The organism is Candidatus Endomicrobiellum pyrsonymphae (assembly GCF_020328025.1).
GTDB classification, from domain to species: domain Bacteria; phylum Elusimicrobiota; class Endomicrobiia; order Endomicrobiales; family Endomicrobiaceae; genus Endomicrobiellum; species Endomicrobiellum pyrsonymphae.
Map to the genome: position 1 here is coordinate 1 of NZ_JAIXMZ010000043.1, position 11,244 is coordinate 11,244.

Sequence of the window (11,244 nt, forward strand, 5' to 3'; positions counted from 1 at the left end):
ATTATGAAAAAACAAATTTTTAGTTTTTTCATAATCAAAACTCCTGAAAATCTCGCTCGGATTAGATCATATTTTGCCAACTTAGAGTCAAACACATGTAGAATATCACAACATAATGCGCATTTTAGGAATTTTTAAAGTAGTTGCGAATAATGAATAGACCTCATCATCCTTTTCATACCAGAAGATTTTACCAAAAACAAAGTAGAGATTCAATTTCATATAAAATCCCGCAACATATTGCGCATTTTAGGAAATTCAAAGATGTTATTGCTCTCACAGACGTTACCACAAACTCCTACGGACAAAGAGGATTTGCCGGTATTTCTGTTGCTGCGTCGCATGTTGCGGGGACCGCCGCTCTATTGTTAAGTTTTAGATACTACGCTTAAATAAAATATCGCTAAATTTAAAGAAAAAGTTGTTTCTTATACTAGACAAATACAGTCTTTCCCAGATAATACTTATGGCAAAGGCAGGCTTGTTTTAAATACGTATATTATTCCGTATAATCATGTTGGCGAGTTTGTATGTTATCCAAATCCTGTAAGTATAAGTGAAAAAAGTTATATAAAAATAACAAATTCCCACTTCGATACGACACTGATATACATTACGGTTTATACAGTTGTAGGCGAATTTGCAAAATCTTTTGATGCGAGCGATTTAAAGGAAGACGCTACAATCAAGAAGAGACTGCTAAAATGTGATTTGCGAAATCAAAGCGGAGATCAAATTGCTCATGGTGTGTATTTTGTAAGCATCAAAACGCTTCTTGGCAATAATCAAATCTGAAAAATCGCTCTTCAAAAATGAAAGTCTTTGTTGTCATGCTGAAAGAGCAAAGCGACTGAAGCATCTAAAGGAATGGATTCTTCGCTTTATTTAGACAAAAGAAATTATTGTAAAATATTTCGAGCGTTTTATTCAAATTTAAATCCTGCATAAAGCGTTATTGTTGAACATTTTGCATCTTTATTACAAGTCAAATTGTTTGTGGCATAAACAGCTTCAATTACCAAAACATTTATACTTACGCCAAGTCCTACGCCACAGTACAGTCCTGCATTTGTGGAGATTTTTCCCATACCTTCAAACATAGGAGCACTGACTCCAATTTTTGGCGATAAGAATGCATAATTATTGTCGAGTCCAAAACACGGCGTGCGTATTTTTGCAGCCACAAAAAGAGGTAAAAAAGAAGTATTGCCATGCACATCTTTATCTTTAAACTTCCTAGGCAGATCGTAGGCTACTCCTCCTCCTAATGCAAAAACATTGTTGAGATATTGAAAGTACTCAAATCCTCCTGAAATACCGAGATTTGTATTATGATCCCTATATAGACTGTAAGGCTGAAAGCCAAGTTTTAAGATAAATTCTCTATCATATTTTGGTTTTGCCGCACATACAAAAGATGTCATTGTTGAAACTAAAATCAAAACTGTTAATACTTTTTTCATTTTTCCCCCTAATGCAGTCTGTTGCATCCAACGCGTTTATTGTATAAAATAATGAGTAGTAAAAAAAGTAGTTGTTGCCTCATTGGACGTAGTAATTCCCATTTTTAAAAAAGAGATGGCAGGCGTTAGCCTGATGAGATATTGTTCCCTAAATGTAGAGTTTTTGAAAAGATATTTTTCATGTGTTTGTCGAAGTTTTCCTCACAACAATGATTTGACAGGGAGATTACGTGTTTTCTTTGATTTATTCTGCAACAATTAATGGTATAGAGGCGCATTTAGTAGAGGTTGAAACATACATCTCATCAGGCATGCCTATTTTTTCTATCGTTGGTCTTCCCGACGTGGCTGTAAAAGAGTCTCGTGATAGAGTAGCAGCAGCGCTAAAAAATTCAGGTTTTGATTTTCCATCAAAAAAAATTACGGTAAATCTCGCTCCTGCCGATATAAAAAAAGAAGGCGGAATTTTTGATTTATCTATAGCTTTAGGTATTCTTGCAGCAATCGGGAAAATCAGAAAAGAAAACTTGCAAAGATTTTGCGCTGTGGGAGAGTTGTCTTTAGACGGGAAAATCAGAAAAGTTAAAGGTGTTTTACCCATCTCGTTAAGTTTGCAGAAAAATAAAATAAAAGATTTTATAGTGCCTTTTCCAAATAGACAGGAAGCTGCCGTTACGGGAAAGGCAAATGTTTTTCCTTTCAAAACTCTTATTGAAATTGTCAAATTTATTAACGGCGAAGTTGAGTGTGAGCCTTATTTGTATAATGAAAAAGAATTAAGCGCACTTGCTGAAGCGGAGTATGATTTTGCCGATGTTAAAGGTCAGAAAAATGCAAAAAGAGCTTCTGAAATTGCGGCGGCGGGAAGTCACAATATAATAATGTCAGGTCCTCCGGGATCCGGAAAAACTATGATAGCAAAACGTATTCCCGGAATACTGCCACCGATGACTTTTGACGAGGCTATTGAAACGACAAAAATATGGTCTGCAGCCGGGCATGTCTTTAGTGGAGGTTTAATAGGGCGGCGTACTTTTAGAAGTCTTCATCATACTGCTTCTTCTGTGGCTTTGGCAGGCGGCGGGACTTATCCTAAGCCTGGCGAAGTCAGTCTTGCTCATAATGGCGTTTTGTTTTTAGATGAATTTGCGGAATTTAGAAGAGATGCTCTTGAGGTTTTAAGGCAACCGTTGGAAGACAAAAAAATAATTGTTTCAAGAGCAAAGAACAGTTTTGTTTTTCCAGCTTCATTCATGCTTGTTGCAGCCATGAATCCTTGTCCGTGCGGCAATTTAGGGCATAGAGAAAAAGAGTGTGTTTGTACTCCTCTTCAGATAAGAAAATATCAAAATAAAATTTCAGGACCTTTAATGGACAGAATAGATATTCACATTGAGGTGCCTGCTTTAAAGTTTTCGGAATTATCAGGGTTGGACGATAATTCAGAAAGCTCAGCGACTATAAGGGAAAGAGTTATAAAAGCAAGAGAAATTCAAAATATAAGATTTACAGGAAGTGGTGTATATGCAAATGCGCAGCTACAGGCAAAGGAAGTAAAAAAATATTGTGTTTTAAGCGATAAAGCTTATGAAATACTAAAGACTGCAATTGAAAAATTGAATTTTTCAGCAAGATCTTATGATAAAATTTTAAAAATATCTAGAACAATTGCGGATTTGGATGGTAGCTCCACAATTAAATCACACCATATAGCAGAGGCTGTGAGATACAGGTTTTTCGATCGCAGTTAACTTCGGTTCGCAAGTCACGAATATATGGAAGAAGTATATTTATCGGTTGCTGTCGCAATTGCGATTGTTGGCAATAAATGTGGGGGAGTGATAAATTATAATGTTGATAAGTTTAATATTTCTTCTATAGGAAAATTCGATACTAAATATAAATCTTTGTTAAGCATAAGATTTATGGTTTACGCAAACCCGCAATCTAATTATGCTTCAGTTGGCGATAAAATAATATTTTGCGCAGGCGGCAACGACACAAATTATTTTGAATATAAAGTGACGGTAACCAATGATTCCAGCTGGAACGAAAGGAAGCTTATTACAGTAAATCAAAGCGGTGCGAGTATGTCCGCATCGTGACCAATTTCAGATGAGTCTGCTGCTGAAATATATGTTGAAGGGAATCCCTCTCATGGCTTGTGATTTATGCAGGAGACGTAATGTCTATGAGAAATTTTTTACTAAGAATAATTAATTTGTTTTATCCAAATACTTGTTCATCGTGCGGGGAGGATTTGCACGCTTTATTGAAGACAAAAATATGTGATAAATGCAAAAAAGCTTTTCCTGCGATAAAAGGACTTGTATGCCAAAAATGCGGTATGCCTTTACCTGATGGCGGCGAATTTTGTTATATGTGTAGGAAATATCCTCGCGAACATAATTTTGATAAGATGAGATCTGTTTATTTGTATAAAGACAATGTAAGAAAATTGATTTTAAAATTTAAATATTCAAATAGAGCTTTTCTCGCGAAAGATTTTGGTTTGTTTATGTACGAAACAATGAAAAACTATAGTTTTTACGATGAAACAGATTTCATGATACCTGTTCCTCTAAATATTTTAAGAAGAATAAAAAGAGGGTATAATCAGGCGGAGCTTTTGGCAGAAGTATTATCTCTTAAATCAAATGTTCCTGTGTTAAAAAACGTGTTATTTAGAAAGAAAATCACAAAACAGCAATTTAAATTATCTAAGATTGAACGGGCGAAAAATATCAAAGATTCATTTTCTGTAAAAAACAATGAATTTGTGAAAGATAAAATCATATTGTTGATAGATGATATAGCTACAACTTTAGCTACAATATCGGCGTGTTCGTTAGTGTTAAAAAGAGCCGGTGCAAAAAAAGTATATGCGTTAACCTTTGCAAGAGATTGATAACGTTCAGAGATTCTGTTGGTAAATATCCGATTCTGAAGATTTCACAAGGATTTTGCACAGACTGCTTGCACACTTTCTAGTTTGCTGTTGTGGTTATGTTAGCAGAAAAACTGTTAATTATTAAATAAGTCAAAGATCTCTCAAGAAGTTAGAAAAGCGTTTTGTGTTCGCGTCAAAAAATCACACCCTGATTTGTACTTTAGTAGAGATAATGGAGCAGATGGATTTATAAAAGATGTTAAATATTATGAACTTCTTGCTAGAAGAAGAAGCTCTTACTTTGCAAAGAAGTGATGCGAAACTAAATTCCTATCAAATCATTAGCCGTCATGTGAGGAATGAAATGACGAAGCAATCCAGAAAAGGATACATTTACATTCTTTTCAACAAAAGTACGGTAAAATTTTGACATCCAAGACACGATTTTGATAGAATGAGAACGTCGCAGTATGTCGGTGTAATGAGTATAGGAGAAAAGATGCTTCAGTTTAAGAAAAATGATTTGCATATTGAGCGGGTTAGATTGTCTGATATTGCAAAAAGGTATGGTACGGGTGTATATATATATTCAAAGAATCAGCTTGTAAAAAACTTTGAAAGTTATAGGAGGGCTTTGGTATTAAGAGATGGTCTTATATGTTTTGCTTGTAAAACAAATTCAAGTGGAACAATTTTAAAACTGCTTGCGAAACTTGGCGCCGGCGCAGATACGACTTCGGGGGGAGAAATATATAGATGTTTAAAGGCAGGTTTTGATCCGTCAAAGATTGTTTATGCAGGCGTGGGGAAAACTGCAGAAGAGATTAAGTATGCGCTTAAGAGCAAAATATTGATGTTTAACGTTGAATCTTTTGAAGAGCTTGATGCAATAGATAAAATAGCAGGGAAACTCAAGATTAGAGCAAATATTTCGTTTAGAATAAATCCTCATGTTGATCCTGATACGCACTCTCACATAGTTACAGGTAAAAAAGGTACAAAATTTGGCATACCTTATGAGGACGCTGTAAAGGCATATTTGATTGCGAAACAAAAGAAAAATATTGCTATTGTAGGGATACATTCGCATATTGGTTCTCAAATTTTAGATATTGCGCCATTTAAACTTACTGCGCAGAAAATAAAAAAGATTATTGATTCTTTAGAGAAAAATGGCATTAAACTTGAGTACATAAATTGTGGCGGCGGACTTGGTATTGAATACAAAAGAGATCAAAAAGCTCCTTCTCCAAAACAGATTATGTCTGAGATATTTGGCGTATTTGATAAAAATAAAAAATTTATTTTTGAGCCCGGTCGTTCAATAATTGGCAATGCCGGGCATCTTCTTGCAAGAGTTTTGTATAGAAAGGTTTCAGGTGGGAAAAGTTTTCTTATTACGGATGCAGGTATGAATGATTTGATAAGACCTACTTTGTATGAAGCTTATCACGAAATAGTGCCTGTTAAAAAAATAAACGCTAAAAAAGTTAAAACAAATGTTGTGGGTCCCATATGTGAGAGTAGCGATTTTATGGGCAGAGATAGAATGCTTCCCGTTATAGAGCAAGGTGACTATATTTTGATAACTTGCGCTGGAGCTTATGGAGCTTCAATGTCTTCGCAATATAATTCAAGACCGTTGTTGCCTGAAGTCTTAGTTGACGGCAATAAAGCTGTTTTAATAAGAAAAAGAGCGACGTATGAAGATTTACTTTTGAATGAAATATAGATAGTTTTGCTTGGTCGTATGCAGTATGTAGGGGGTAAATAAAAACGTTGCAGTAAATTTCCGTTTCTCTAGAAAAAGAGGGCGGGTGTTTGGGTATTGAGTGGGGTACAATATCCTTGGTATTAACGGAGTATTGTAATGGCAGAAATATATGGTAAAAATATTGTTACTATAGGGGTAAATTGTGAAATTTTCTATTAGAGAAGCTTTCAAATCTGCGTTTAGAATTTTTTGTCAGAATTTCTTTGCTGTATTTTCTTTGTATGTTTTCTCCGTTGTATTTGTTTATGTGCTTTTCTTTCCAATTGAGCATTCTGTTGTAAAAAGTCATCCCATTTTTATCACTTCTATTGCAAGGGTAACATTCAGTATGGCAAGCATGTTTTTAAGCGCTGTGCAACATTATTTTACGTCCTTTCTGTTCATAAGCGCGTTGTTGCCAGTCTTTACAGGATATGGAATCAAATTTAGAAATTGTTTCCCAAATTTAAAAAAAGTATTTAATTATCTCTCAGGGACTATACTAGTGTCAATTCTAATGCTGATTCCTATTTTTGTGTTCAACTCAACCTTAGTTAAGATATTAGTTTTTGTTGTGGAAGTAGCAGTATTGTTTAGATATTTTATTTTCTTTGCACAAGAGGTATTAAGTGGAAATTCAGTTTTACAATCCTGTAGAAACAGTGCAAAACTAATATCCGGCAATCTTTGTAAATTGTTTCCGCTATTTATCTTTTTATTGGGATTAATAATTTTTGCAACAGTAATTCCAACGGTGTTGATTGTAGTATTGTTTGGGTTACGATATCCAATTCTAATCTTGACAGTGATAACGATAGCGTTTTTGATTGTGACTCCATTTGTAGAGTTAGTTTGGATACACGTATATACTCAGTTATCGTTATCTAAATCAAATCCTCTCCTCAAGAAAACGGAACTTGAAACAGAAGATAATGTTACAGGCGGTACAGAAAAAGAATTGGTGTAGATTGTTATAAAGGTATTCCAAAAGAGAGCTAAAATGGACATAAAGTTTTCGAAACTTACCGCAGCCGGGAACGATTTTGTTTTAATAGATAACAGAAAAAATATAGTTGCAGAAAAAGACTATTCAAATATTGCAAAGAAACTTTGCAATAGAAGATACTCAATCGGCGGAGACGGTCTAATTTTGCTTGAGAAAAGCGTCGCCAAAGATTTTAAAATGAAATATTTTAACTCTGACGGATCACATGCTTCTATGTGTGGAAACGGAGGAAGATCTGTTGCTAAATTCGCTTATAGTCTAGGCGCAGTTGATGCAAAGATGACATTTGAAACTGATGCTGGAATTATCAATGCTGAAATTTTGCCTTGCGATAAGGTAAAACTTGATTTGTATGATCCTAAAGATTTGAAACAAAATATAAAAATTAAAGTTGACAAAAAAAAGTTTGATGTGGATTTTATCAATACTGGTGTTCCACATGCGGTTATATTTGTTGACGATGTTGAAAATATTAATGTTTTTAAATACGGCAGAAAAATAAGACACCATAAAACTTTTGCGCCCACTGGAACAAACGTTGATTTTGTTGAAGTCGCAAAGGATAATACGCTTCTTGTGCGTACTTATGAAAGAGGCGTTGAAGATGAGACTTTAGCTTGTGGTACAGGAGTAACAGCTTCGGGAATTATTTCTGTTTTAAAAGGTTTTACAAAATCTCCTGTTAATATAATTGCAAGAGGCGGAGATAAATTATCCGTATCTTTACGAAACACAAACAGTATTGTGAGAAATGTTGTGCTTGAAGGTCCTGCTGTTATATCGTTTAAGGGGATAGTTGCAGTCCATTAATTAGCGCACCAATATAAAGTTAGTTGACTATAAATGGCGCTAAAGTGTCGTCACGGGGTGATGGCATGTTTTAAGGTTTGTATATTCATTTTAGGTCTATTGCGCGGATACCGTAGATATTTCGATTGTTCTATGTGCCTTTGTTGTCTATAGACGGGGCTGGTGTTGTTTCAGTTTTATCAAATATTATTCCAGCTGAAGTTGGATCCCTTGTAAAATCTTTTAAAAGGGGAAATTTTGAAGAGGCAAAAAAAATTCACTATAAGCTTTTGCTTTTTGTTAGGACCATGTTTATAGAGACAAATCCTATACTTGTCAAAACAGCGATCTCTTTGCTTGGTCTGTGCGAATTTAGATTAAGACTTCCGATGTGCGAGATGGAAGATTCAAATAAAGTAAAACTAGAGAAAGTGCTAAAAGATTTCGGTCTTTTGAAGATATAGATAAGACTATTAGGAGTTTTGAATGAGAATAACAATTTGTGGAGCAGCAGGAAGGATGGGACAGGCTATAATTGCAGTAGCAAAAGCAGATCCGGACATTCAAATTGCTGGAACGTTAGAGTATGACGGAAATGAAGTAATTGGTACGGGCGATCCAATAATTGCTTCTGTTAAAGATTTGGAGAAGTTTTTGACAGAAACGGATGTTGTAATAGATTTTACAAATCCCGAAAGTGCATTAAAAAATTTGGAAACATCAAAAAAATATAACGTGCCTTTTGTTATCGGAACTACCGGATTTACGCAAGAGCAAAAAAAAATAATATCAGAAATTGCAAAAAGTGTTCCTGTTGTTTTTTCTCCGAATATGTCTGTAGGTGTTAATATTTTGTTTAAACTTGTAGAGGAAGTTGCAAAAAAGGTTCCTGATTACGATATTGAAATAGTTGAATTGCATCACAATAAAAAGAAGGATTCTCCGTCAGGTACGGCTGCAAAGCTTGCAGAAGTTGCCGCTTCTGCTCTTGGTGAAAATATTAACAACGTCGGCGTTTACGGAAGACATTCTTCAAATGAAGCAAGAGAGAAAGGCGAAATAGGAGTTCTTTCCGTAAGAGCAGGAGATATTATTGGGGATCATACCGTATATTTTGCAGGATTGGGAGAAAGAATAGAGTTAACTCACAGAGCTCATTCAAGAGACACTTTTGCCGCAGGCGCTGTCAGGGCAGCAAAGTGGGCTGTTGGTCAAAAACCCGGACTTTATGATATGTCAAATGTGTTATCTCTAAAAGGAAGCGCTATATAAAAAGGAGATGCTAAAATGGGAATTCGTTATAATGAAAAATTAAAAAAATTGCCACCTTATCTTTTTATAGAAATAGATAAAAAGAAAAAAGAAGCGATGGGTCGTGGTGCGGATATAATATCTTTAGGAGTTGGTGATCCAGATTTGCCTACGCCTGAGCATATAGTAAAAGCTATGCAGGAAGCTGTGGCAAAACCTGCAAATCATCAGTATCCGTTCGGGGCAGGGTCGCTTACGTTTAGAAAAGCTGTTACAGAATGGTATAAAAAGAGATTTAATGTTGATTTAAACGCTGACGAAGTATGCGCTCTTATAGGTTCCAAAGAAGGTATAGGACATATGCATTTGGGTTTTGTTAATCCCGGAGATGTGGTTTTAATACCGGAACCCGGCTATCCTGTATATAATACCGGTACAATTTTTACGGACGGCGTTCCATATTTCATGCCTTTGCTTGAAAAAAATAATTTCTTGCCGGATTTGGATGCCATCCCTGAAGATATTGCTAAAAAAGCAAGAATAATTTTTGTAAATTATCCTAATAACCCTACCGCTACTATTGCTCCTAAAGAATTTTATATTAAACTTATAGAATTCGCAAAAAAGAATAATGTAATAGTTGCGTCGGATGCCGCATACTCTGAAATATATTACGATGATAACAAAAAACCATCAAGTTTCCTTGAATTTTCTGGTGCGAAAGAAGTTGGCGTAGAGTTTCATTCTCTTTCAAAAACATACAACATGACGGGTTGGCGTATAGGCTGGGTGTGCGGAAATAAAGAAGTTGTTACAGGCATTGCCAAAGTTAAAGATAATTATGATTCCGGTGTTTTTCAGGCTGCCCAAGAAGCGGCGATTACGGCGCTTACATCTTCACAAGAATGTGTTGAGGATGCTAGAAAAATATATCAAGGGCGTAGAGATGTTTTAGTTGAAGGATTAACAAAACTTGGTTGGGACGTGAATTTACCAAAAGCTTCATTTTATGTTTGGGCAAAAATTCCAAAAGGCTATACGTCTTCTCAAGTTGTTTCAAAACTACTTGATGAAGCCGCCATAGTATGTACCCCGGGCAACGGTATGGGTAAAAGCGGTGAAGGATACGTAAGGTTTGCTCTTACTGTAGGTGTGCCTAGAATTAAAGAAGCTGTGGAACGTATTAGCAAAGTAAAATGGTAGGGTGTTGCAATGAAACTTGATTTTTCGAGTTTTAAAAAAGCAGTTGAATATTTAGAACAGACTATAGAAATTTCTAATAAATTAACGAAATGAGTGGCGAATTTTTTTTAAGGCAGGCGTAATGTAGAATTTTGAATTTACTTAAGAGCTTTTATGGAAAATTATGCATAGACTTAAGTGGAAATTCAGATGGTTTTAAAACTTTATCAAAAACGATTTGCTAGAGATGAAATATAATAGCAAAAAGTGTTTACAGCCAACATAAAATCAATTGACCGTAGTGCATTAATGTATCCACTGAACCTCAGCGTAACAATCTGCACTGAGATTTAATTTTTACAATCCATCATCAAATCAAATGAAAAACTATGCTACCGCTTGTTAAGATTTTATGAAAGTTTCACAAGTAAAAGAAGCGCAATCGCTTAACGCCACAAGTTTGTCAGACTATTTAAGGTACAAGACAGGACTTAAAAGCTCCATAGTAAGCCCAAGCGAAGCAGAAAGTATGACAGAAGACGCAGACGAACATTCAATGATATAAAAGGGAGAAATATGAGATATGTGGCATTGTTGGTTTGTTTATCTTTATTCATGCACGCATGCTCAAACTCCCATAAGTTTAGCAATGTTAGCTCGCCCACTAGAACGTCTGTAGTTCCACAGCAGGTGAATGATAAGAGCACTCCTACAGTAAGAGCAAACCTTACGTATCCTTCACCGCTTTTACCCATACCGTTGCCCGGGGTACATACTATGGCGGCTTCATCAAGTAGTTTTGAAACAACTTGAGAAGACGTATAGTATGTACCCGCGGGCAACGGTATGGGTAAAGGCGGTGAAGGATACGTTCCACAGCTTCTTTAATTCTAGGCACACCTACAGTAAG

At 35.5% G+C, this 11,244-nt stretch carries 12 protein-coding genes; 11 read left to right on the plus strand and 1 reads right to left on the minus strand.

Annotated features, from left to right (window positions below; all coding sequences use genetic code 11):
* Nucleotides 1–152 precede the first annotated feature (152 nt).
* Complete coding sequence (locus LE180_RS04590) at nt 153–392, plus strand: hypothetical protein (RefSeq protein WP_374134287.1); 240 nt, start codon at nt 153–155, stop codon at nt 390–392.
* A gap of 531 nt (nt 393–923) precedes the next feature.
* Here LE180_RS04590 and LE180_RS04595 read toward each other — a convergent pair.
* A complete protein-coding gene (locus tag LE180_RS04595) occupies nt 924–1,463 on the minus strand; it encodes a hypothetical protein (protein ID WP_374134288.1) in 540 nt (179 codons plus the stop codon).
* 230 nt (nt 1,464–1,693) lie between these two features.
* On the opposite strand from LE180_RS04595, the gene LE180_RS04600 reads away from it, so the two are divergent.
* The 10 genes from LE180_RS04600 to LE180_RS04645 all read left to right on the plus strand — a co-directional run bounded on the left by LE180_RS04600 (nt 1,694) and on the right by LE180_RS04645 (nt 10,899).
* Nucleotides 1,694–3,214: a YifB family Mg chelatase-like AAA ATPase gene (locus LE180_RS04600; RefSeq protein WP_374134289.1), complete on the plus strand. Its 1,521-nt coding sequence runs from the start codon at nt 1,694–1,696 to the stop codon at nt 3,212–3,214.
* A gap of 24 nt (nt 3,215–3,238) precedes the next feature.
* Nucleotides 3,239–3,568 (plus strand): hypothetical protein, encoded by a 330-nt coding sequence (locus LE180_RS04605; RefSeq protein ID WP_374134290.1) that lies wholly within the window; start codon nt 3,239–3,241, stop codon nt 3,566–3,568.
* 86 nt (nt 3,569–3,654) lie between these two features.
* Nucleotides 3,655–4,371, plus strand: coding sequence for a ComF family protein (locus tag LE180_RS04610; RefSeq protein ID WP_374134291.1), 717 nt, complete (start codon nt 3,655–3,657; stop codon nt 4,369–4,371).
* A 436-nt stretch (nt 4,372–4,807) separates the two neighbouring features.
* Nucleotides 4,808–6,085 carry a diaminopimelate decarboxylase gene (gene lysA / locus LE180_RS04615; protein ID WP_374134292.1) on the plus strand — a complete coding sequence of 426 codons (1,278 nt, stop codon included), beginning with the start codon at nt 4,808–4,810 and terminating at the stop codon, nt 6,083–6,085.
* A gap of 184 nt (nt 6,086–6,269) precedes the next feature.
* Nucleotides 6,270–7,073, plus strand: a complete 804-nt coding sequence (locus LE180_RS04620; protein WP_374134293.1) for a hypothetical protein — start codon at nt 6,270–6,272, stop codon at nt 7,071–7,073.
* Nucleotides 7,074–7,106: 33 nt separating this feature from the next.
* The gene (gene dapF, locus LE180_RS04625) at nt 7,107–7,922 is read left to right on the plus strand and encodes a diaminopimelate epimerase (protein ID WP_374134294.1); all 816 of its coding nucleotides are present in this window, start codon (nt 7,107–7,109) and stop codon (nt 7,920–7,922) included.
* A gap of 134 nt (nt 7,923–8,056) precedes the next feature.
* The gene (locus LE180_RS04630) at nt 8,057–8,365 is read left to right on the plus strand and encodes a dihydrodipicolinate synthase family protein (protein ID WP_374134295.1); all 309 of its coding nucleotides are present in this window, start codon (nt 8,057–8,059) and stop codon (nt 8,363–8,365) included.
* 22 nt (nt 8,366–8,387) lie between these two features.
* The gene (gene dapB / locus LE180_RS04635; protein WP_374134296.1) at nt 8,388–9,173 is read left to right on the plus strand and encodes a 4-hydroxy-tetrahydrodipicolinate reductase; all 786 of its coding nucleotides are present in this window, start codon (nt 8,388–8,390) and stop codon (nt 9,171–9,173) included.
* Nucleotides 9,174–9,188: 15 nt separating this feature from the next.
* Nucleotides 9,189–10,355 (plus strand): LL-diaminopimelate aminotransferase, encoded by a 1,167-nt coding sequence (locus tag LE180_RS04640; protein ID WP_374134297.1) that lies wholly within the window; start codon nt 9,189–9,191, stop codon nt 10,353–10,355.
* A 391-nt stretch (nt 10,356–10,746) separates the two neighbouring features.
* A complete protein-coding gene (locus tag LE180_RS04645) occupies nt 10,747–10,899 on the plus strand; it encodes a hypothetical protein (RefSeq protein ID WP_374134298.1) in 153 nt (50 codons plus the stop codon).
* The last annotated feature ends 345 nt before the right edge of the window (nt 10,900–11,244 follow it).

Coding starts and splice junctions, on each gene's coding strand:
- LE180_RS04590 (WP_374134287.1), top strand. CDS start 153: ATGAATAGACCTCATCATCCTTTTCATACCAGAAGATTTTACCAAAAA.
- LE180_RS04595 (WP_374134288.1), bottom strand. CDS start 1,463: ATGAAAAAAGTATTAACAGTTTTGATTTTAGTTTCAACAATGACATCT.
- LE180_RS04605 (WP_374134290.1), top strand. CDS start 3,239: ATGGAAGAAGTATATTTATCGGTTGCTGTCGCAATTGCGATTGTTGGC.
- LE180_RS04610 (WP_374134291.1), top strand. CDS start 3,655: ATGAGAAATTTTTTACTAAGAATAATTAATTTGTTTTATCCAAATACT.
- lysA (WP_374134292.1), top strand. CDS start 4,808: ATGAGAACGTCGCAGTATGTCGGTGTAATGAGTATAGGAGAAAAGATG.
- dapF (WP_374134294.1), top strand. CDS start 7,107: ATGGACATAAAGTTTTCGAAACTTACCGCAGCCGGGAACGATTTTGTT.
- dapB (WP_374134296.1), top strand. CDS start 8,388: ATGAGAATAACAATTTGTGGAGCAGCAGGAAGGATGGGACAGGCTATA.
- LE180_RS04640 (WP_374134297.1), top strand. CDS start 9,189: ATGGGAATTCGTTATAATGAAAAATTAAAAAAATTGCCACCTTATCTT.
- LE180_RS04645 (WP_374134298.1), top strand. CDS start 10,747: ATGAAAGTTTCACAAGTAAAAGAAGCGCAATCGCTTAACGCCACAAGT.